This is a genomic window from Chromobacterium sphagni, from assembly GCF_001855555.1.
GTDB lineage: Bacteria > Pseudomonadota > Gammaproteobacteria > Burkholderiales > Chromobacteriaceae > Chromobacterium > Chromobacterium sphagni.
In genome coordinates, this window is record NZ_MKCT01000017.1 from 1 (window position 1) to 21,477 (window position 21,477).

A 21,477-nucleotide genomic window follows, 5' to 3' on the forward strand; every position below is an offset into this window, starting at 1 on the left:
TTCGAGGAGACCCTTACCATTCCGCCCCTTGCTGCGCGGCTTCTATTTCACCAGCGCTTTGCAGGAAGGCGTGCCGGCATCGTCACCGGCCGGCCGCGTTCAGGGCCAGTTCGACCTGGCCGCCGGCTCGCTGGACAAGCATCAGGCGCCGGCTTCGTACAGCTACTTCCTGCGCGGCCTGTTCCGCGAAGTGCTGTTCCCCGACCAGCACCTGATCTTCCAGCAGACCAAGCCCAGCGGCAGCCGCTGGCGCCTAGCCGGCATGATAGCCGGCGTAGCGAGCCTGGCTGCGGTGGCTGGCCTGTGGACCTGGTCCTTCGTCGGCAACCAGCAGCTGATCGCCCAGGTCAACACCGAACGCGCGCAGGCGCAGAAGCTGGCCGCATCCGGCCAGTTGTACGACCGCCTGAACGGCCTGTTGATCCTGCAGCGCCGCCTCGAGGAGTTGCAGAACTACCGCCGCAACGGCGAGCCGTGGCAAATCGGCATGGGCCTGTATCAGGGCGGCGAACTGGAGCGCAATCTGCGCAAGGCCTACTTCGCTGGCCTGAAGGACGTGATGCTGCGCCCGGTGCAGAAAAACCTGGAAACCACGCTGGCCTCGCTCAAGCCCGGCGCGCCGCAGCCGGTTGCGGTCAGCGAACCGCCGAAGCCGCAGCCCAAGCCTGAACCCAAACCCGAAGCCAAGCCGATCAAACAGTACAAGTCGCGGCCCAAGCCGCACGGCGGCCTGCCCAACATCAATCTGAGCGCGCTGGAGCTGCCGCAGCGCGCCACCACCGCCAAGCTGGACGCCTCTGCGCCGGCCATCGGCGGCGAATCCGCCGGCAAACCGCAGAACCCGCAGCAGCTGGATGTCGGCTACAACGCGCTGAAAACTTACCTGATGCTGCACGATCAGCGCCGGATGGAAGAGGCGCAGCTGGCCGACCAGCTGCCGCGCTATTGGCGGCCGTGGCTGGAAAGCCAGCGCGGCGAGTATCCGGTCAACGAGGTGATGGGCCAGGCTGAGAAGCTGGTGGCATTCTACGTCAGCCAGATCAAGGAGTCTGACCTGCCGCTGATCGACAACGACGTCAAGGTGGTGGCCGATGCCCGCGACGTGCTGCGCGGCTCATTCAAGCGGCTGTCGGCGCAGGAGCGCGTGTTCAGCGAGATCAAGGCGCGCGCCAATACCCGTTTCGCGCCGTTGACGGTGGCCCGCATCCTGGACAACCGCGACATGGACATCATGGCCAGCAGCCAGATGGTGGAGGGCGCCTATACCCGCGAAGCGTGGAACAACTACGTGCGCGGCGCCATCGACGAGGCCAGCCGCGGCGAAATCCGCAGCGACGACTGGGTGCTGGCTTCCAGCACCCAGGACAATCTGGGCAAGGATGGCGACGTGGAGAAGAACCGCGCCGCGCTGGAGGCGCTGTACCGCTCCCAGTACATCGCCGCCTGGCACAAGTTCCTGCAAGGTGTGGTGGTGCGCGACATCACCAATCCGGCGCAGTCCGCTTCCGCTATGACCCGCTTGGCCGACAAGCAGAATTCGCCGATCAGGCTGATCCTGGCGCGCGCCGCGCAGGAAACCGCCTGGGACAATCCGTCCGAGCTGAACCGCTCGCTGGAGACCGCCAAGCGCTCGGTGCTGGAGAAAACCACCGAGCTGTTCAAGGGCGGCGACGGTGCCACCGATGCCAAGAGCGAAAAGCAGTTCGGCGTAGTGGGCGCGCAGTTCGCCGGCGTGGCCGCCCTGGTGAAGGGCGACAATCCGCCGATCAACGGCTACCTGGACCAGTTGGCCAAGCTGAAAGTAAAGATGGCGGCCATCGCCACCACCGACGAGCCAGGCCCGCAGGCGCGCGCCGCGCTGCAGTCCACGTTGAACGGTTCCGGCTCCGAGCTGGGCGACACCCTGTCCTACGTCGATAACACACTGCTCAACGGCGCCAGCGCCGACACCATCGAAATGGTGCGTCCGATGCTGGTGCGTCCGCTGTCGCAGTCGTACACAGCACTGCTGGGCCCGGTGGCGCAGGACATCAACCAGGCCTGGGCCAATGAAGTGCTGCCGCAGTGGAAGCAGTTGGCCGGCAAATACCCGTTCAGCGACTCCAGCAGCAGCGCTTCGGTGGCGGACATCAACCGCTTCGTCAAGGCCAATGACGGCACGCTGGACAAGTTCGTCAACAAATACCTGAACGGCCTGGTGCAGAAGAAGGGCGACGCCCTGGTGCCGCGCGCCTGGGGCAACCAGGGTGTGCGCTTCAATCCGGAGTTCCTCAACGGCGTCGGCCGGCTGATGGCGCTGGCCAGCAGCCAGCTGCAGGATGGCGAGAACAGCCGCTTCGAACTGCAGCCGCTGCCGACGCCCGGCCTGTCCGAAACCGTGCTGACGATAGACGGCCAGGAGCTGCGCTACCGCAACGGTCCGCAGCCGTGGCAGCCGTTCAACTGGCCAGGCAGCGGCGGCGGCGAAGGCGCGCGCATCCAGGTGGTGAACTACGCCGGCGCCAGCACTGTGGTGGGCAACCAGCAGGGCCGCATGGGCCTGATGCGCCTGTTGTCCAGCGCCAAGGTCGGCGACGGTGCGGACGGCTCCTCCCAGTTGAGCTGGACCCTGCCCAAGGGCAGCGGCGCCGAGGCGCAGACGGTACGTTTCAATTTCCGCATGCTGGGCGGCGTCAATCCGCTGCAGTTGAACCGGCTTTACAAACTGACGTTGCCTGAACGCGTGACGTTGTAATTGGAGATGAGCGGCATGGCGTTCAATTTCAAGCGCACCCTGGAGGTGCCACCGCAGTTCTGCATTTTCGGCAAATTGCCGCGGCGGGCGGATTTCGTGCGGGTCAATGCCACCCATCCGGCGGCCATGCAGCTGGACCAGTTGCTGGCGCAAAGCCTGCAGCGGATGGCGTTCGACGAGGGTGCCACCCGCCGCTACCTGGCGATGCCGGCCACTTCGTTCGTGTTGCAAAGCCGCGACCAGAACTGGCTGTCGCTGGGCGTGATCCAGCCCAGCCGCGACGAGGGCGGTCGCAGCTATCCGCTGGTGGCGGCGTCGCTGGTGGCGATAGACAACGCGCTGCCGCCGACCGCCATCCTGCTGCTGGCCAATGAGCTGTTCTTCACCGGCTTGAAGGATCAACTGGCCAACGCCATCGACAATTCGGTGGAAATGCTGGCCTGCAAGCAGTTTCTGGAGGAGCAGCTGCGCTTCGGCGCCTCGTCGGCGGCCGACATCGACCTGGCGCAGCAGCTGTTGGAAAAACACCTGGCAGTGACGCCGGCATCGGCGTTGGCGAACGGCCTGCGCGAAATGGGCGACGGCGATCTGGAGTCGGTGCTACTGGCTTTCGTGTTCCACCACCGCCTGCTGCGCAAGTTCCGCGACAGCCTGCCGGTGCAGGCATACTTCCTGCCGCTGCCGGCGGTCGAGGGCGAGAACGTGCTGGCCGCCGTCACCTGGCTGGCGCTGTACCACGCCGCCACTTTCGACAATGGCGACGCGCAGGAGCAATGCCTGATCCTGCGCCGGCCGGAAGGCCATTTCCTGGTGCTGCTGCCGGCCGGCCTGAACGAGCAGATCGCCAGCCAATGCTGGGGCGCGCCGCTGGACGCCAAGTTCGTCGTTGACATCAACGACGCCAAGGCGCCGTGGCGCAGCCATCAGGCCTATGCCGAGGCGGCCTATGTGCTGGGCCGGCAACTGAACGATCCGGGCCTGTCTTTGGCACAGCTGCGGACTGTTTTAACCAGTCTTTCGCGCAATATCGCGTAGTCATTTTTGAACCTTTTGAACATCTAGAGAAAAGCCATGGGTAAAGAAAGCACTCAGAAAAAACTGTCGAGGGTACGTCCGCCGCGCGTGCAGATCACCTACGACGTGGAGATTGGCGACGCGATCGAAACCAAGGAACTGCCCTTCGTGCTGGGCGTGCTGGGCGACTACTCCGGCCACAGCAAGGAGCCGCTGCCGAAGATGAAGGAGCGCAAATTCGTCCAGATCGACCGCGACAACTTCGACGAAGTGCTGAAAGGCATGGCGCCGCGACTGGCGATGAAAGTCGACAACGCGCTGAAGGACGACGGCAGCCAGCTGTCGGTGGAGCTGAATTTTGAAAGTCTGGCCGATTTCGAACCGCAGAACGTGGTGCGCCAGATCGATCCGCTGAACCAGTTGCTGGAAGCGCGCACCCGTCTGGCCGACCTGCGCAACAAGCTGGCCGGCAACGACAAGCTGGAAGAGCTGCTGGACGAAGTGGTGCGCGACACCGAAAAACTGCGCCAGATCGGCGAGCGCAGCGGCAAGCAGGAAGGAGGCGAACAGTGAGCGCGGAACTGCAACAACAGGCGGCCCCGGCTGCGGCGGTGGGCGGCAGCCTGCTCGACAGCATCATCGAGCAAAGCCGCATCGCCACCAACGACAGCGAAAAAAGCCACACCCGCGATCTGATCGGCGAACTGGTGGACCAGGTGCTGAAAGGCAGCGTGACGGTATCGCGCGACCTGTCCGCCAGCATCGACGCCCGCATCGCCGAGATCGACCAACTGATCTCGGACCAACTGAACAATGTGATGCACCACGGCGACTTCCAGAAGCTGGAAGCGTCCTGGCGCGGCCTGAAGTATCTGGTGATGGAGTCGGAAACCAGCACCCAGCTGAAGATCAAGGTGCTCAACGCGTCCAAGAAGGATCTGGTCAAGGACTTCAAGGCCGCGGCCGAATTCGACCAGAGCGCGCTGTTCAAGAAGATCTACGAGGAAGAGTACGGCACCTTCGGCGGCGCGCCTTACGCCGCGCTGGTGGGCGACTACGAATTCACCCGCCATCCGGAAGACTTCTATCTGATGGACGAGCTGTCGCACGTGGCCGCCTCCGCCCACGCGCCGCTGATCACCGCCGCCGCGCCCGGCCTGTTCGGCCTGGAGACCTTCGCCGACATCGGCAAGCCGCGCGATCTGGCCAAGATCTTCGACACCGTCGAATACGCCAAGTGGAAGTCGTTCCGCGAGTCGGAAGACTCCCGCTACGTCGGCCTGGTGCTGCCGCACGTGCTGGGCCGCCTGCCCTATGGCCGCGACAACGTGCCGGTGGAGGATTTCGACTTCGAGGAAAACGTCGACGGCAGCAACCACGACAAATACCTGTGGACCAACGCCGCCTACGCCTACGCTGCGCGCCTGACCGACGCCTTCGCCCAGTACGGCTGGCTGGCGGCCATCCGCGGCGTCGAGGGCGGCGGTCTGGTGGAAGGCCTGCCGGCCCACACCTTCAAGACCGACGACGGCGAAGTGGCGCTGAAGTGCCCCACCGAAGTGGCGATCACCGACCGCACCGAAAAGCTGCTGTCCGACCTGGGTCTGATCTCGCTGGTGCACTGCAAGAACACCGACTACGCGGCCTTCTTCGGCGGCCAGTCGGTGCAGAAGGCCAAAACCTACAACACCGATTCGGCCAACGCCAACGCGCGCCTGTCCACCCAGCTGCCCTACATCTTCGCGGTATCCCGCATCGCGCATTACATGAAGTCCATCATGCGCGACAAGATCGGCAGTTTCGCCTCGCGCCAGAACGTGCAGGACTACCTGAACACCTGGCTGGCCCAGTACGTGCTGCTGGACGATTCCGCCAGCCAGGAGGCCAAGGCCAAGTATCCGCTGCGCGAAGCGCGCGTGGACGTGGTGGAAGTGCCGGGCAAGCCCGGGGTCTACCGCGCCGCCGCCTTCCTGCGTCCGCACTTCCAGCTGGATGAACTGACCATTTCATTGCGTCTGGTAGCCGAGTTGCCGCAACCGGCGGGCTGACGCTTTGCTAGCTAGGGGGTGAAATCCCCCCATTTTTCGACCCTTCGTAAGGAGAAGTACTAATGGCTTTTGATGCATTCCTGAAAATTGATGGCATTCCTGGTGAGAGCGGCGACGACAAACACAAAGACTGGATCGAAATCCAGTCGTTCGCACACAAGCTGGAACAGCCGGCCCAGGCTTCGGCCAGCACCGCCGGCGGCGCAACCGCCGAGCGCGTGAACCACGCGGTGTACGAAATCACCCACTTCCTGGACAAAGCCAGCCCAAAGATCTATGAGGCTTGCTGCACTGGCAAGCACATCAAGGACATCACCATCGAGCTGTGCCGCGCCGGCGGCGACAAGGTGAAGTACATGGAGATCAAGATGGAGCAAGTCCTGATCGCCAAGGTTGAGCCGCAAGGTTCCGCCACCGATTCCGGCTTCCCGTCGGAAAAGGTGAGCTTCAGCTACGGCAAGATCAAGTGGACCTACACCCAGCAGAAGCGCGCCGACGGCGCCGGTGGCGGCAACGTCAGCGCCGGTTGGGACCTGACCGCGAACAAAGTTATCGCCTGATTCCGCCTGCGGAATGTGAACCCGCCCGGACCTGGGCGGGTTTTAAGTCTTTTATTGTCACTTGGGGAAGTGTAGCTATGAAACGTTTGTTGATTACCGTGGCTATCGCCGTGCTGTGTAGTGCTTGCCAGACGGTGCCCACAGCGGCTCAACAGGCCGAAAAACAGGCTGCCGCCGCCGCCGAGCAGGCCAAGTCCGAAATAGCCAAGGCCGCTGCCGCCAACTACGCCGCCGACTCCACGCTGATCCCGTTCGAAAAGATGAACGGCAAGCTGACCCCGGTGGGCGAAGCCCAATTGGATCTGCTGCTGCCCGATCTGAAAACCGCCAAGTCCATCATCATCCGCGGCCACTGCTACCGCAATGATATCGGCAATGCCAAGGCCGCCGCCCAGGCGCGCGCCGCCGCGGTAAGACAGTACCTGCTGATGGCAGACATCCCGTCCAGCAAGATCACCGTGCGCTTCGACACCGAGCGTCCGCTGCACGGCGTGCGCCTGCTGGTGAGCAACTGATCGCGGCGGATCCGCATTGAAGCCGCACCGCTGTTATCGCCCCATCAGCCTGGCAAGCGATAGCCGGCGCGGCCGCAGTTTTCAGCCTTATCACTATCGATTCAAACAAGAATATCCATGGACCTCCTCGCCAGCTTCGCCTCCGCCTTCAGCCAGGACCACCGCCTGCTCACCCTCGGCCTGGGCGACGGCCACATCGCGGCCGAGCAGTTGCTGCCGCAAAGCCTGGACGGCGAGGAAGGGGTGTCCAAACCGTACCGCTTCACCCTGACCTGCCTGTCGCCCGATGGCGCCATCGAACTCAAGACCCTGCTCGGCCAGCCGGCCCGCATCGGCATCGCCGACGCCCAGGGCGTGGAGACGGTGCGCTGCGGCGTGGTCTCGCAAGCGCGGCTGCTAGGCTCGGACGGCGGTTTCGCCAAGTATGGCCTCACGGTGGAGCCGCCGTTCGCGCTGCTGCGCCACCGCCGCACTTCGCGGGTGTTCCAGGACCTGACGGTGCCGGACATCGTCCAGCAGATCCTGCGGGAACACCAGGCCGCCAACCCCGCCTTCGCCCGGGGGCAGGCGCTGCAGATCCAGGCGGGCCCGGCGTCGCCGCGCAGCTACTGCCTGCAATACCGCGAGAGCGACTACGACTTCATCGTCCGCCTGCTGCACGAGGAAGGCTACGCCTGGCGCTTCGAGCATATCGACGGCGACAGTCCCCAGGTCAAGCTGGTGGTGTTCGACGACGCCTACAGCCTGCCGCCCGCCCCGCTCGAACGCGTGCGCTTCCACCGCAGTGACGCCACCGAAGAGGAGGACGGCCTCACCGGCTGGAACAGCAGCCGCCAGATTGTGCCCGGCCAGGTGGCGCTGGCCAGCTTCGACTACCAGCCGGTGTCCACCCGGCACACCGGCGACAGCAGCCAGATCGACCAGGGCCAGGGCGGCGGCGCGCTGCAATCCAGCCTGCAGGACTACGACGCCCAGGGCCTGTATTACGCCGGCGACGCCGACCAGCTGTCCCGCTACGCCCAGCTGCGCCAGCAGGCGCACGATCTGCAGGCCAAACAATTCGAAGGCACAGGCTCGGTCCGCGGCCTGACCGCCGGCCAGTGGTTCCGCCTCGACGACCACCCGGCGCACCAGGCCGACAGTGCCGAACAGCGCGAATTCGTGGTCACCGGCCAGACCTTGCGCGCCCAGAACAACCTGCCGGCCGACCTCACCCGCCAGTTGAACCAGTCCGCGCCCGGGCTGCTGGCCCTGGGGCTGGAGAGCGACGCCGCCGTGACCGCCGGCGCCCAGGCCGCGCCGTTCGCCACCACGCTCCAGGCCCAGCGCCGAGGCATTCCGCTGACCCCGGCCTACGCCCACACCGCGCAGGCCAAGCCGACCAGCCTGGGCGTGCAGACCGCCACCGTGGTCGGTCCGCCGGGCGAAGACGTCCACACCGACCAACAGGGCCGCATCAAGGTGCAGTTCCACTGGCAGCGGCCGGACGAACACCCGACCATCGGCGCCGGACTCGACGACAAGTCGTCATGCTGGCTGCGCGTCGCCATGCCCAGCGCCGGCGCCGGCTGGGGCCACCAGTTCATCCCGCGCATTGGTCAGGAAGTGCTGGTCGACTTCATCGAAGGCGACATCGACCGGCCGGTGATCACCGGCGTGCTGTACAACGGCAGCCACCCGACGCCCGACTTCAGCGGCGCCGGCTCGCTCCCCGCCAACAAGACGCTGTCCGGCATCAAGAGCAAAGAACACCAGGGCGGCGGCTACAACGAGCTGCTGTTCGACGATACCCCCGGCGAAGTGCGCGCCAAACTCAGTTCCGAATCCGGCAAGACCCAACTGAACCAGGGCTTCCTGACCCAGCCGCGCAGCAACGGCAAGGCGACGCCGCGCGGCGAAGGCTTCGAGCTCAGAACCGACCAGCACGGCGCCATCCGCGCCGCGCACGGCCTGCTGCTGTCCACCGAAGCGCAGAACGGCGCTGGGGGCAAACAGCTGGCGCGCGAGCACGCCCAGAGCCAGCTCGACGCCGCCCTCTCCCTCAGCCAGGCGCTGGCCGAAACCGCCACTGGCCAGCTGGCGGATACGATGGAAACCGGCCCCGACGAAATCGGCCCGGACAACGCCAAAACCGGCAAAAAGCCGGACGGCCACCTGCAACACCACGTCGACGCGCTGAAGGCCTGGGAAGCCGGCAGCAATACCGACAAAGACGGCAAAACGGCGAAAGAGCAAGCCGGCCGACAGCCGCTGCTGGTGCTGTCCGGCCCGGCCGGCATCGCCTCCCTGACCGAGCAAAGCCAGACGCTATTCGCCGGCAGCAACCTGAACCTCGTCGCCCAGCGCGATGCCAACCACACGACGGGGCGACGCTGGCTGCACAACGTCGGCCAGCACATCAGCCTGTTCGTGGCCGGGGTGAAAGACAAGGTGGCGCTGAAGCTGATCGCGGCCAAGGGCAAGGTGCAGATCCAGGCGCAGAGCGACGCGATGGAGATCACGGCGGATCAGGATGTCGCCATCACCTCGGTCAAACAGAAAATCCACTTCAACGCCAAGAAGGAAATCCTGCTGACCAGCGGCGGCGCTTATGTGCGCATCAAGGACGGCAAGATCGAGCTGCACGCGCCGGGCACCGTCAGCTTCAAGGGGGCCAGCCATGATTGGAGCGGGCCGGCGAGCATGAGTCCTCCCTTACCGCAGTTTCCCAAGGATATCTGTTTGGAGTGCCTGTTGCGTAGCGCCAAAGCCGGTTCCGCATTCAGCAAGGTGCAATGATGAAGCTGATCCATTCTTTTGATACCGAGGCGCTGGCAACCCTGTTGCAGCAAGACGCGTCGTTAAGCGAGAACTTGCAGCAATATTTGCTGTTTGATGGCGCGCTCAATCCTGGCTTGCTCAAACATATTCGTCTTAGCGGCATGCCATGGCTCAGCGTGTTTACCCAAAGCGATGATGGCGATGAACAGTTGATGTCCGCGTCGCCGTTATTGGTGCAGTGGGAAGAACTGCGGTACGCGCAGATACAGCGTTTTCTGATGCAGTGTGATGGCATGCCTATGGTCAGCGTGTGGCGCACCCCGGAAAGCTTGCCCGAGTTGGCGGCGCGTTTGCTGCCGTGGTGTGTGGTGAAGGCGGATGACCAGCATTTCAACCTGCGTTTTCCAGATACCCGCCGCCTGGTAGACATCGTGGGCGTGCTGGATGATGAACAGCGCGGTCAGTTTTTTGGCCCGGCGGTCTTGTGTGTCGTTCCCACGCGTTTCGGCGCTTGGGAAACCTTGGCCATGCCGCGAGAGGCGCTGCCTCTGGCAGAGAAGGCGGTATTGAATGCCGAGCAAACCCTGGCATTGATTCGCGCAGGGGAGGCGGATGAAACGTTGTATCACATGCAATTCCATCGCGCGATACGGCCTGAGGTGCTGGCGGATTGCCATCCTGCTGTCGAGCAAGCCTTGTCGCAGGCCGACAAGAATGGCGTGGATGCGCCGGATGAACGTTATCAATGTTGTCTGGATGCGTTGCGGGATCCCGCAGCGTTCAATTTGAGGGGATAGGGCATGTTGGGTCGAATCGGCAAGTGTTTGGCTTTGGTGTTGGCGTTGCTGCCGCTGTCTGCCATGGCGGATGAGTTTGTTGGGGATTATGTGTTGCAGCCCTCGGGCGAGATGCAGCAGATTTATGGCGATGACGGCAAGCCGGCGCGCTTGGTGACCGTGGAAAAGCGCGATGGCGGTTATTGGTTGAATGTTAAAGGCCTGATGGGCAGCGGAGAGCCGCAAAAGGCGGAGCTGCAAAAGGATGGCAAATACCTGGCGCAGTGGCTGGGCTGGACGCCAGATGCTGATGCGCCGGCCATCCGCTCCACCGCACTGGTGGGCGACCGGATCGCGCTGTTCCATATCGCCAAGGGCACCGAACTGCAAAGCGCCAATGGGCGCAGCCACGTGATGCGCACGGATTACTTGCTGGTAATGCCGGGCATGGATCTGGCGCTGGAGCGTGTGCCGGCAGACCAATGAGCCTGACGCAAGCGAGGTGTTGCCGCTGGATGGTTCCCTCGCTGGCTTGCCTAATGCTTAGCGCCTGCGCCGGCATGGGCGGCCAGCTGGGCACGTCGATGACGGTGGTGAATTACAGCGGCAAGGGCTACGACTGGGTGGCGGTGGCGCAGCCGCAAACGCCCAAGCAGGCGGAAGCGGCGGAAATGATTGGCCCATACGGCGCGGGCGGCATCATGTGCTGCGTCAACCTGCCAGCCCAATGGCAGCCGGGCATGCAATTGATAGTCCAGACCAAGGATGAAACCAAGGCTAAGACCGCTGCGGAATGGGATAAGGAGAGAATTCCATTACAGCTACGCACTGTGGATGTGCCACGTTATGAGGCCAGCGATGTCGGCACGGTATGGGTGCAATTGCTGCCGGACGACAAGGTGGCGTTGGTGGTCAGCCGTTACGATCCATCGAATGCGAATTGGCCGGGTGCGATCAAGGGCTGGCCGAAGCCTTCTTTAGAGTATAAAAGGAAAATCTGGGCAGAAGATTTGAAAAGAGAAACAGAATTATTAAAAGTTATGCAGCAGGCTATACAGGATCCGAAGGTGAATAATAAGGATAGGCCTGCTATGCAAGAAACAATAAATGATATTAAGATAAATATTGATAAGCTTGAGAGGGCATTGAAATGACAGCGCTAGCAAGCTTATATGATACTTCGTGGTCGGATCCTACAAATGCCGCGAAATTTTTTGATCCAGTAAAAGATATTCCAAAGTTAAGGCAGTTCGAAAAGCGGGAACTTCCCCCAGTAGGTAACCCAAACGCCAGCTGCGATTTTAATCTGTTTTTCGGTTTTTTCTTCGACGGCACGCGCAATAACTATAACCTCTGCACCGAAAACGAGGGGTTTTCCAATGTGGCGCGCTTGTACGACACTTACCCAGGTAAGGCTGTGCCGGGGTGGTCAAAGAAGCACTGCCTCTGGACGGGAATGAGGATTATCCCCACTTTTTCAGAGTGTATATTCCGGGTGTAGGCACGCCGTTTCCGCAAGTCAATGATCGCGGAGGCAGCAGGCTAGATTTGAAAAACAGGAGACTCAGGTGGGTATCGTGATGAAAAGAATGGTCTGGCTACTGTTGTGTTGCACGGCGCTGAGCGCTTGCGCCGGTATGGGTGGCCAGTTGGGCGCGTCGATGACGGTGGTGAATTACAGCGGCAAGGGCTACGACTGGGTGGCGGTGGCGCAGCCGCAAACGCCCAAGCAGGCGGAAGCGGCGGAAATGATTGGCCCATACGGTGCGGGCGGCATCATGTGCTGCGTCAATCTGCCGGCCAAATGGCAGCCAGGCATGCAATTGATAGTCCAGACCAAGGATGAAACCAAGGCTAAGACCGCTGCGGAATGGGATAAGGAGAGAATTCCATTGCAGCTACGCACTGTGGATGTGCCACGTTATGAGGCCAGCGATGTCGGCACGGTGTGGGTGCAATTGCTGCCGGACGACAAGGTGGCGTTGGTGGTCAGCCGTTACGACCCCACGAATGCAAATTGGCCGGGTGCGATCAAGGGCTGGCCGAAGCCTTCTCTGGAGTACCGTCGCCAATTATGGGATCAGGAAATGAGACTTTTGACTAAAGATCTTGCTGATTTCCAAGCGCAGATTAAGAAAGATAGTGCGAATCGGGAAAAATACCAAGATGCCATTGATTCTGTTCAGGATCAAATCAATAGATTGGGAGGGCGGCCGTGACGAAGCTCTGTGGTAATATACCAATCACAAGCCATGATCCGAGTCAATATGAAGTTTTTTTTGATAGTTTGGATCGGGCGGCAATAAGAAAATATGAGCAGAGGGAACTTCCCCCAGTAGGTAATCCAAACGCCAGCTGCGATTTCAATCTGTTTTTCGGTTTTTTCTTCGATGGCACACGCAATAACTATAACCTGTGCACCGAAAACGAGGGGTTTTCCAATGTGGCGCGCTTGTACGATACTTACCCAGGTCAGGCTGTGCCGGGGGTGGTCAAAGAAGAACTGCCTTTGGACGGGAATGAAGATTATCCGCACTTCTTCAAAGTGTATATTCCGGGCGTAGGCACGCCGTTTCCGCAAGTCAATGACAGCGGAAAGGGCATGGATGCCACCTTTGGCGCCGCCTCCGCCTTGTTTGGCCATGAGCGCATCGTCTGGGCCTTGATGCAGGCGATCAATAATCTCAACCGCTATTTTGTCGGGCAGGAGCTGCTGGACAAGGGCAAGATCGCTGCACTGAGCAAACAACTGGTGATTACCGGCTGGCACTTGAAGAAAGAGCGCTGGCTGACCGCGCGCGAAATGGAGCAGGGCAAGCAGAGCACCTACGATCTGCTGCGCGCGCAACTGAAGCTGCTGCACGGCTCGATCAAGGATTTCATGCATGCGCCGGGCGAGAAGCCGGCCAATATGTCCAAGGGCGAGGTGGGGAATATCCATCTGTCCGCATTCGGCTTTTCGCGCGGCGCCACCAAGGCGCGCTGCTTCAGCAACTGGATGCAGCGCCTGTGCCAGCTGGATGCGGAATTGACCGACCAGCCGGGGCAGATGACTCTGGGCGGCTTCCCGGTGAAGTTCGACTTTTTGGGCATCTTCGATACCGTGGCATCGGTGGGCCTGGCCTCGTCCACGCTGTTGTTCGACGGCCATGCGGAATGGGCGGACGCGGAGACCTCGCTGCGGGTGCCCATGGGCATGCCCTGTGTGCATCTTGTGGCGGCACATGAAATCCGCCGCAGCTTCCCGCTGGACTCGATCGAAATGGGTGCGGGCGCGCCCCCGGGCGGCGAAGAGATCATGTTTCCCGGCGTGCATTCGGATGTGGGCGGCGGCTATCTGCCCAAGGAGCAGGGGCGTGGCGTGTCCGACAAAGGCAGTGACATGCTATCGCGGATTCCCTTGGCGGTGATGTACCGCAAGGCGCGGCTGGCCGGCGTGCCGCTGAAGGCGGAAAAGGCCAAACCTGCCGCCCAACTGCGCATGCAGGTGGACCCAAAATTGATAGCCGACTTCAACGCCTATCTCGCCACGCTCGGCGTCGAGGCCGGCAAGCCCGCGCCGGAAAAAGCGTACAAGAGCTTGCTGAAGGATTTGTATTTGCCCTACATCGCCTGGCGCTTGAGCTGGGTGGACAAGCAGGACGATGCGTCCTTGCGCGCGCATTTCGACAATCTGCAAAACGCGTCCAACACGGACGTCAACGACTTGCTGGGCGGCAACGTCAGGCTGGCCGAACATCTCAGCTATTACAAGCGTTGGAGCAGTGGCGAGATGGAGCAGATTGGCAAGATCAGAAAGGCTTACTACCCGCCGACGCTTGATCCCAAGGTGGTCAAAGACTGGGCCGAGTTCAAGGACATTTGGCCGGAGCTGGAAAAGGGCGAGCAATCTTCATTGCTGAAACCGGCCGCCAGCCGTCTGTTCCAGTATTACGTGCATGATTCCTATGCCTGGTTCCGGCTAACCGGCAAGGAAGAGCCAGAAATTTTGGCCATGCTGGAGAAAATGTCGCATCAGGACCCAAATACCTTATCGGAAGAGGAAAAAGGTTGGGTCAAGTTATATGTGGAATCTGGCCGCAAACAGGTTCCCAAGGGCGTGACAGGCGGGCAGGAGCCATTCAGCGTAGGCGCCGGTTATCTGCGTTATCGCAAAGTGTATGCCGGGGCAGATAATGTTTTGCTGACCAGACGCGGATTCAATGCATTTGATGCTCAGGTTGCATGAGTTGAAGAATAAATAACAGGTGGATATGAATCGACGTAATTTTATGATGGCGCTTCCGGCCTTAGCGCTCAGCGCTTGCGCCACCCCGGCTTTGTTCAAACAGAGCCAGGCTGATAATATTGTTTATTACGATGAAAATGCGCAAGGCTTTTTTGTTACCGCCGATGGAAAAAACTTGGTGGTGCTGGGCAAGGATTATCACTATGTAATGGATGATCTGGGCAATTTGCCATTGCTGTTGAAATCTTCATTAAAGCCGAGATTGCAAGCATCTTTCGATTATTTTTCGGTATCCACCAAAAACAAGGTGGATGGCTATGTCAATCTGACTTTAACGGGGGAAGTCTCGGATACAGAGCGCAAGTCGCTGCTCGATGAAAAATTCCAATACGATAACTACCCTGGCAGTTGGAAAAAAACTTACCATGCCCATGGCACGCGTTACTCTGCGAAAGGATTTGAGATGCCCGCAAGTATCGGCAAGTTTAATCAACCCTATACAATTCGCGTGGCGGAGCACCACTCGCCAGGTTTGAAACGGGCGATCATATTGCTGACCCCTGTGACGCTTGCTGTTGATGGTGTCTTAGTGTTGGGCGGGATTGTGATGTTCCCCTTGGCTGTCGGCGTATTAGCCGCTACCCACTGATAATATTTGCCCAGACGATGCTTGAATCTCTTCTCCCCTACTACGAACGCGAACTCGGCCAGCTGCGCGAGCTGTCCGGCGAGTTCGCGCGTCGCTATCCCAAGATCGCCGGCCGGCTGCAGATGGAAGGCGACCAGTGCGCCGATCCTCACACCGAGCGGCTGATCGAATCGTTCGCGCTGCTGGCGTCCCGCATCCATAAGAAGCTGGACGACGAATATCCCGAGGTGGCGGAGAGCTTCCTCGATGTGCTGTATCCGCATTATCTGCAGCCTATCCCGTCGGCCACCATCGTGCAGTTCGAGTGCGATCCGGCGCGGCCGGAGATCGCCAAGCGCTATCGGGTGGAGCGCGGCCAGCCAGTGCATGCGCCGGCTATCGGCGGGGTGGTGTGCAAGTTCCGCAGCGCCTATCCGGTCGACCTGTATCCGCTGTCGCTGCACAGCGCCAAGCTGGAGCTGACCAGCGGCTCGCCCTATCTGCGCCAGCTGGCGCCGGATGCGGCGGCCTTGTTGACGCTGGAATTCCACACCCACGGCGGCCTGGCGGTCGGCGACATCGGCCTGGAGTCCTTGCGCTTCTTCCTGGACGGCGAGCCGGCGCTGATGCACCTGTTGTACGAGCTGATGCTGTCCAAGGTGCTGCGCATCCGCGCAGGCGACGGCAGCGAGGATCCGGCCAGGAATGTGGTGCTGCCGGCCTCTGCCATCCGTCCGGTGGGTTTCGGCCGCGACGAGGGCATGCTGGAGTACGATGAGCGCTCGTTCATGGGCTACCGCTTGTTGACCGAATACTTCTGCTACCCGGAAAAATTCCTGTTCCTGGACATTGCCGAGCTGGGCAAGGCGGCGTCGCAGCTGCAGGGCGAGAAGCTGGTGCTGCAGCTGGTGCTGGCGGACTACCCGGACAGCGAACGCCATCACCGCCTGCAAAGCCAGTTGCAGGCGCATCACTTGAAGCTGGGTTGCGCGCCCATCGTCAATCTGTTCCACCATCCCGCCGAACCCATCCGCGTCAGCCACCAGAAGGCCGGCTACGCGGTGCTGGCGGATTCGCGCAAGCAGCAGGCCTACGAGGTCATCCAGATCCGCCGCGTGGTGCGGGTGGAAAAATCCGGCGACGGCGAGAGCAGCGAGGAAGTGCCGCCGTTCTATGCCACCCGCCACGGCGGCGAACAGCAGGCGCCGCGCTTCTACTGGCACACCAGCCGCGAAGGCTCGCCGCGCGCCGGCGACAAGGGCACCGACCTGGAGCTGCACCTGGTGGACCTGCAGTTCAATATGGTGCGGCCGGCGGCCGAGGTGCTGAGCCTGGACCTGCTTTGCAGCAACCGCGATTTGCCGGAGCAGATTCCGTTTGGCGGCAGCCAGGCCGCGCAGCGCACCGATTTTTCCTTGCCGGGGCATTCGGTGGTGAAGCGGGTGCGGTTGCTGCGCAAGCCGTCCGCCAGCCAGCGCAGCCCGCTGGGGCGCGCGGTGCAGTGGCGGCTGATTTCGCATCTGTCGCTCAACTATATGTCCATCGTCGATTCCGGCGTGGGCGCCTTGCAGGAAATGCTGGCCTTGTACAATCTCACCGCCTCGCCTGTGAACGTGCGGCAGATCCAGGGCATAGCGGGCATCCACAGCGAGGCGGCAGTGACACGCGTCAGCGGGCGCGATTTCGCCGGCTTTGTGCGCGGTAGCGAAATCCGCCTGAAACTGGACGCGGATTATTATGTCGGCGGCAGCGTGTATCTGTTCGCTTCCATCCTGGAGCGTTTCTTCGCGCTGTACTGCGCGCCAAACAGCTTCACCCGCTTGCGGGTGGAAACCGTGCAGCAGAACGAGGAGGTGGTATGGCCAGCCCGAGCCGGCGAAGCCCTCGTGATCTGAGGCAGGAGCTGGCGCGCGACGCCAGCCAGTTCGGCTTCTTCCAGGCGGTGCGCCTGCTGGGCCTGGCCGCGCGCAAGCGTCCCGGCGTCCGCCGCAGCCGGCTGCCGGACACGCTGCGTTTCCGCACGCTGGCGTCGTTGTCGTTTCCCGCCAGCGAGCTGACCCAGTATCGGCCGGCGGAAGAGGACGGCGGCGGCCCGGACGAGATGACCATCAGCTTCCTCGGCCTGACCGGCCCGAGCGGCGCGCTGCCCACCGCGTACACCGAGCTGTTGCTGGAACGCAAGCTGCGCCACCGCGACAGCACCATGCACGCTTTTTTCGACCTGTTCAGCCACCGCGCCGGCGCGCTGTTCTACGAGGCCTGGTGCAAGTACCGCAGCTGGGTGAACGTGGAGGCCGGCGAGCGCGACGGCTTCACCCGCAACTTGCTGGACCTGGGCGGAGTGGGCTTGTCGCAGCTGCGCCAGCAGATGGGGCCGGGCGCGCGGCTGGACGAGCGCATGTTCGTCTACTTCGCCGGCCTGCTCAGCCAGAAGCCGATGTCGGCGCAGGCGTTGACGACGCTGGTGGAAGGCTTTTTCGGCGTCGAGGCCTGCCTGGAGCAGTTTGTCGGCCAATGGCTGGCGGTGCCGCAGGCGGAGCAGAGCCAGCTGGGCCTGGACGGCTGCGAGCTGGGTTTTTCCGCATTTGCCGGCGAGCGCATCTGGGACAGGCAGACCAAGCTCAAGCTGCGGCTGGGGCCGCTCAGGCGCGCCGAGTTCGACGCGCTGCAGCCGCACGCCGACGGCGCCCAGGCGCTGCGCGCGCTGATGCAGTTCGCGCTGGGCCACGCGCTGGCGGTGGAGGTGTGCCTGGTGCTGGACAAGCGCGACGTGGCGCCGGCGGTATTGGGCGCCGCCTCGCTGCGCCTGGGCGGAGACGGCTGGCTGGGCATGCCGGAGCGCCACCCCGACGATATGCGCTACACCCTGTTGAACTGAGTGGAAAGGCACGCAATGAGCATTTTGTCGCGCTTGCTGGGGCGCAAACCCGCGCCTGCCCTGCGAGTGGAAAAACCGGATACGCCGCCTGAGCTGCAGGCCGCGGTGGCCGCTTTGCAGCAGGAGCAATGGCAGCAGGCCTTGCGGCTGGCGCAGCCGCCAGGGCCAGTGGGCGACGGCGTTTTCCTGCAGGCACAAGTTGTTCGAACTGGAGCCTGGCGCCCACAACGCGCTGCAGCTGGCCACCAGTTCGGTGATGGCGGGAGACGTGGCGCGCGGCAAGACGTGGCTGATGAAGTTCGACCAACTGAACCATGCCAGCCGCGAGGTGCCCTGCGCGTCGGCCTACGTCAATTTCATTTCCGCGTTGGCCCAGGCCGGCCATGCGCGGGAAACGCTGCCGTATTTGGCCTGGCTGCGCGAGCTGTACCGCCAGCTGAAGATCACCGACGACATGTTCCTGCACCAGCGCGGCGTGCCGTTTTTCCATGTGTTCCTGGAAAACAGCTGGCCCTTGTTGCGGCAGTGCCTGGACGACAAGCAGTTGCTGGATTGGCATGAAGCCATGCTGGCGGACCTGGACGAGGGCGGCTGCGCCGAGGTGCGCGCCTGGCTGGCCCAGCAGTTGCCGGCGCCGGCGGCAAACGACGAAGCATTCAAAGAATCCCCTTAATTTTTAGTATTGGAAGCATATGTCCGTATCGCTGAAATCCCTGATAGACCGGTTGACGCCCACCGCGCGCCAGGCCATCGAGCAGGCCGCCAGCCGCGCGCTGGCCCGCACCCATTTCGAGATCGAGATCGAGCATGTGCTGCTGGCGATGTTCGGCCAGGACAACAACGCCGCGCTGGCCGCGCTGCAGGCTCTGGACGCCGACCTGCCGCGGGTGGAGCGCGAGCTGGACGCCGCGCTGGACGCCTTCCGCAGCGGCAACACCCGCAACCCGGTGCTGTCGGCCTGGCTGCCCAAGTGGCTGGAAAAGGCCTGGCTGTCGGCCAGCGCCGAATACGGCCAGGACCAGGTGTCCACGCTGGACCTGCTGCTGGCGCTGTGGAGCGACGACGCCTTGCGCGGCGCGCTGCAGTCCGGCTCGGCCGCGCTGGCGCGCCAGGACGCCGGCAGGCTGCAGGGCGCCTACGTCGCGCTACGCAAGCACGGCGGTGAGGCGGCGGCCAATGCCCAGGCTGCTGAAGCGCAGGATGACGACGCCGAGGCGGAGGCCCAGGCGCCGCAGTTGCGCCGCGGCAGCCCGGGGCTGGACAAGTACACAATAGATCTCACCGCCCAGGCGCGCGCCGGCAAAATCGACCCCATCCTGGGCCGCGACGTCGAAATCCGCCAGATGATAGACATCCTGATGCGCCGCCGGCAGAACAACCCCATCCTCACCGGCGAGCCCGGGGTCGGCAAGACCGCGGTGGTGGAAGGCCTGGCGCGCAAGATCGTGCTGGGCGAGGTGCCGCCGGTGCTGGCCGGCGTTACGCTGCGCACGCTGGATCTGGGTTTGCTGCAGGCGGGCGCCAGCGTCAAGGGCGAGTTCGAAAACCGCCTGCGCCAGGTGATAGACGAGGTGAAGGCCAGCCCGGCGCCCATCATCCTGTTCATCGACGAGGCGCACACCCTGATCGGCGCCGGCGGCGCAGCCGGCCAGAATGACGCCGCCAACCTGCTCAAGCCGGCGCTGGCGCGCGGCGAGCTGCGCACCATCGCCGCCACCACCTGGGCGGAATACAAGAAGTATTTCGAGAAGGACGCCGCGCTGGCGCGTCGCTTCCAGGTGGTGAAGGTGGAGGAGCCGGCACCGGAGATCGCGGTGCAGATGGTGCGCGGCCTCACCCACGCGATGGCCGACCACCACCAGGTGGAAATCCTCAACGAGGCGGTGGCCGCCGCCGTGCACCTGTCCAGCCGCTACATTGCCGGTCGCCAGTTGCCGGACAAGGCCATCAGTGTGCTGGACACCGCCTGCGCCCGGGTGGCGTTGTCGCGCGCCGGCAAGCCCGGACCGATAGAGGACGTGTCGGTGCTGATCGCCAACATCGACCGCGAAGTGGCGGCGCTCAAGCGCGAGGAGGGCCACGCCGAGCGTATCGCCGAGCTGGACGCCCAGCGCAAGGAGCTGCAGGCCGACCTGGAACAGCTGCATGAGGCTTGGGAGGCGCAGCGGAAGCTGGTGGCCGAAATCGACGGACTGAAGGCGCAAAAGGACGAGGCCAAGTCGACCAAGGGCAAGAAGATCAGCCCGCTGCAGGCCAAGCGCAAGGCGCTGCGCGAGCTGCAAAAGGCGCAGCCGCTGGCGTTTGAATGCGTGGACGAAAGCGTGATCGCCGACGTGATTTCCGGCTGGACCGGCATTCCGCTGGGCCGCATGGTCAGCAACGAGCTGGAGCAGGTGCGGAAGCTGGCGCAGCTGTTGGGCGAGCGCGTCATCGGCCAGGACCACGCGCTGGAGCAGATCGCCGAGCGGGTGCAGATCGCCAAGGCCGGCCTGGAGGACCCGGGCAAGCCCAAGGGCGTGTTCCTGCTGGTGGGCCCGTCCGGCGTCGGCAAGACCGAAACCGCGCTGGCGCTGGCCGAGTCGCTGTATGGCGGCGAGCGCAATCTGATCACCATCAATATGTCTGAGTATCAGGAAGCGCACAGCGTGTCCGGCCTGAAAGGCTCGCCGCCGGGCTATGTCGGCTACGGCGAGGGCGGCGTGCTGACCGAGGCGGTGCGGCGCAAGCCCTACTCGGTGGTGTTGCTGGATGAGGTGGAGAAAGCGCATCCGGATGTGCTGGAGCTGTTCTTCCAGGTGTTCGACAAGGGCGTGCTGGAAGACAGCGAAGGCCGCGAGGTGGATTTCAAGAACACCATCATCCTGCTGACCTCGAACGCCGGCACCGACCTGGTGATGCGCGCCTGCGAGCATGGGGTGACGGTGGAGGACGTCAACCGCGACCCGACCGCGGAAGACCTGGTGGAAATCCTGCGGCCGACATTGCAGAAGACCTTCAAGCCGGCTTTCCTGGGCCGCCTGACCATCGTGCCCTATTTCCCGATCAGCGACGAGGTGCTGCGCGCCATCGTCGGCCTCAAACTGGACAAGATCCGCCGGCGCATCGCCGACAACCACGGCGCGCAGGTTGAGTTCCCGGAGGAACTGGCCGAGCAGATGGCGGCGCGCTGCCTGGATGTGGACAGCGGCGCGCGCAATGCCGACGCCATCCTCACCCGCACGTTGTTGGCGCAGATTTCCAGCGACCTGCTGTCGCGGATGGCCGCTGGCCGGCCGGTGAAGAAGATCGCCGTCTCGCTTAAGGGCGAGCAGGTGAAAGTGCGACTGAGCTAAGGAG

General features: G+C 62.9%; 17 protein-coding genes. All 17 read left to right on the plus strand.

The window, feature by feature from the left end:
* A partial coding sequence (locus BI344_RS08285; RefSeq protein ID WP_071112942.1) for an ImcF-related family protein occupies positions 1-2,734 on the plus strand: 2,734 nt, incomplete at its 5' end.
* 15 nt (positions 2,735-2,749) lie between these two features.
* Positions 2,750-3,769 carry a type VI secretion system-associated protein TagF gene (gene tagF / locus BI344_RS08290; RefSeq protein ID WP_071112500.1) on the plus strand — a complete coding sequence of 340 codons (1,020 nt, stop codon included), beginning with the start codon at positions 2,750-2,752 and terminating at the stop codon, positions 3,767-3,769.
* A 36-nt stretch (positions 3,770-3,805) separates the two neighbouring features.
* Positions 3,806-4,321, plus strand: coding sequence for a type VI secretion system contractile sheath small subunit (gene tssB / locus BI344_RS08295; protein ID WP_071112501.1), 516 nt, complete (start codon positions 3,806-3,808; stop codon positions 4,319-4,321).
* On the plus strand, positions 4,318-5,796 hold the full coding sequence (gene tssC, locus BI344_RS08300) for a type VI secretion system contractile sheath large subunit (protein WP_071112502.1): 1,479 nt from the start codon (positions 4,318-4,320) through the stop codon (positions 5,794-5,796). The genes tssB and tssC overlap by 4 nt, the downstream gene beginning before the upstream one ends.
* Positions 5,797-5,858: 62 nt before the next feature.
* Positions 5,859-6,356: an Hcp family type VI secretion system effector gene (locus BI344_RS08305; protein ID WP_071112503.1), complete on the plus strand. Its 498-nt coding sequence runs from the start codon at positions 5,859-5,861 to the stop codon at positions 6,354-6,356.
* 77 nt (positions 6,357-6,433) lie between these two features.
* Positions 6,434-6,871: an OmpA family protein gene (locus BI344_RS08310; RefSeq protein ID WP_083370129.1), complete on the plus strand. Its 438-nt coding sequence runs from the start codon at positions 6,434-6,436 to the stop codon at positions 6,869-6,871.
* 117 nt (positions 6,872-6,988) lie between these two features.
* Entirely contained in the window at positions 6,989-9,649 is a 2,661-nt protein-coding gene (locus BI344_RS08315) for a type VI secretion system Vgr family protein (protein ID WP_071112505.1), read from the plus strand.
* Positions 9,646-10,428 carry a DUF4123 domain-containing protein gene (locus BI344_RS08320; protein ID WP_071112506.1) on the plus strand — a complete coding sequence of 261 codons (783 nt, stop codon included), beginning with the start codon at positions 9,646-9,648 and terminating at the stop codon, positions 10,426-10,428. The genes BI344_RS08315 and BI344_RS08320 overlap by 4 nt, the downstream gene beginning before the upstream one ends.
* Before the next feature lie 3 nt (positions 10,429-10,431).
* Positions 10,432-10,893 (plus strand): hypothetical protein, encoded by a 462-nt coding sequence (locus BI344_RS08325; RefSeq protein WP_071112507.1) that lies wholly within the window; start codon positions 10,432-10,434, stop codon positions 10,891-10,893.
* A complete protein-coding gene (locus BI344_RS08330) occupies positions 10,890-11,561 on the plus strand; it encodes a DUF3304 domain-containing protein (protein ID WP_083370130.1) in 672 nt (223 codons plus the stop codon). The genes BI344_RS08325 and BI344_RS08330 overlap by 4 nt, the downstream gene beginning before the upstream one ends.
* 414 nt (positions 11,562-11,975) lie before the next feature.
* Entirely contained in the window at positions 11,976-12,626 is a 651-nt protein-coding gene (locus BI344_RS08335) for a DUF3304 domain-containing protein (protein WP_139166927.1), read from the plus strand.
* Complete coding sequence (locus BI344_RS08340; protein WP_241499289.1) at positions 12,623-14,635, plus strand: T6SS phospholipase effector Tle1-like catalytic domain-containing protein; 2,013 nt, start codon at positions 12,623-12,625, stop codon at positions 14,633-14,635. Before BI344_RS08335 ends, BI344_RS08340 begins: the two co-directional genes overlap by 4 nt.
* Positions 14,636-14,660: 25 nt before the next feature.
* Complete coding sequence (locus tag BI344_RS08345; protein WP_139166928.1) at positions 14,661-15,284, plus strand: YidX family protein; 624 nt, start codon at positions 14,661-14,663, stop codon at positions 15,282-15,284.
* A gap of 17 nt (positions 15,285-15,301) precedes the next feature.
* Complete coding sequence (gene tssF, locus BI344_RS08350) at positions 15,302-17,158, plus strand: type VI secretion system baseplate subunit TssF (protein ID WP_071112512.1); 1,857 nt, start codon at positions 15,302-15,304, stop codon at positions 17,156-17,158.
* On the plus strand, positions 17,122-18,141 hold the full coding sequence (gene tssG, locus BI344_RS08355; RefSeq protein ID WP_071112943.1) for a type VI secretion system baseplate subunit TssG: 1,020 nt from the start codon (positions 17,122-17,124) through the stop codon (positions 18,139-18,141). The genes tssF and tssG overlap by 37 nt, the downstream gene beginning before the upstream one ends.
* 199 nt (positions 18,142-18,340) lie before the next feature.
* Positions 18,341-18,814: a hypothetical protein gene (locus BI344_RS08360; RefSeq protein WP_071112513.1), complete on the plus strand. Its 474-nt coding sequence runs from the start codon at positions 18,341-18,343 to the stop codon at positions 18,812-18,814.
* 19 nt (positions 18,815-18,833) lie between these two features.
* Positions 18,834-21,473: a type VI secretion system ATPase TssH gene (tssH, locus tag BI344_RS08365; protein ID WP_071112514.1), complete on the plus strand. Its 2,640-nt coding sequence runs from the start codon at positions 18,834-18,836 to the stop codon at positions 21,471-21,473.
* The last annotated feature ends 4 nt before the right edge of the window (positions 21,474-21,477 follow it).

Coding starts and splice junctions, on each gene's coding strand:
- tagF (WP_071112500.1), top strand. CDS start 2,750: ATGGCGTTCAATTTCAAGCGCACCCTGGAGGTGCCACCGCAGTTCTGC.
- tssB (WP_071112501.1), top strand. CDS start 3,806: ATGGGTAAAGAAAGCACTCAGAAAAAACTGTCGAGGGTACGTCCGCCG.
- BI344_RS08305 (WP_071112503.1), top strand. CDS start 5,859: ATGGCTTTTGATGCATTCCTGAAAATTGATGGCATTCCTGGTGAGAGC.
- BI344_RS08310 (WP_083370129.1), top strand. CDS start 6,434: ATGAAACGTTTGTTGATTACCGTGGCTATCGCCGTGCTGTGTAGTGCT.
- BI344_RS08315 (WP_071112505.1), top strand. CDS start 6,989: ATGGACCTCCTCGCCAGCTTCGCCTCCGCCTTCAGCCAGGACCACCGC.
- BI344_RS08320 (WP_071112506.1), top strand. CDS start 9,646: ATGATGAAGCTGATCCATTCTTTTGATACCGAGGCGCTGGCAACCCTG.
- BI344_RS08325 (WP_071112507.1), top strand. CDS start 10,432: ATGTTGGGTCGAATCGGCAAGTGTTTGGCTTTGGTGTTGGCGTTGCTG.
- BI344_RS08330 (WP_083370130.1), top strand. CDS start 10,890: ATGAGCCTGACGCAAGCGAGGTGTTGCCGCTGGATGGTTCCCTCGCTG.
- BI344_RS08345 (WP_139166928.1), top strand. CDS start 14,661: ATGAATCGACGTAATTTTATGATGGCGCTTCCGGCCTTAGCGCTCAGC.
- tssF (WP_071112512.1), top strand. CDS start 15,302: ATGCTTGAATCTCTTCTCCCCTACTACGAACGCGAACTCGGCCAGCTG.
- tssG (WP_071112943.1), top strand. CDS start 17,122: ATGGCCAGCCCGAGCCGGCGAAGCCCTCGTGATCTGAGGCAGGAGCTG.
- tssH (WP_071112514.1), top strand. CDS start 18,834: ATGTCCGTATCGCTGAAATCCCTGATAGACCGGTTGACGCCCACCGCG.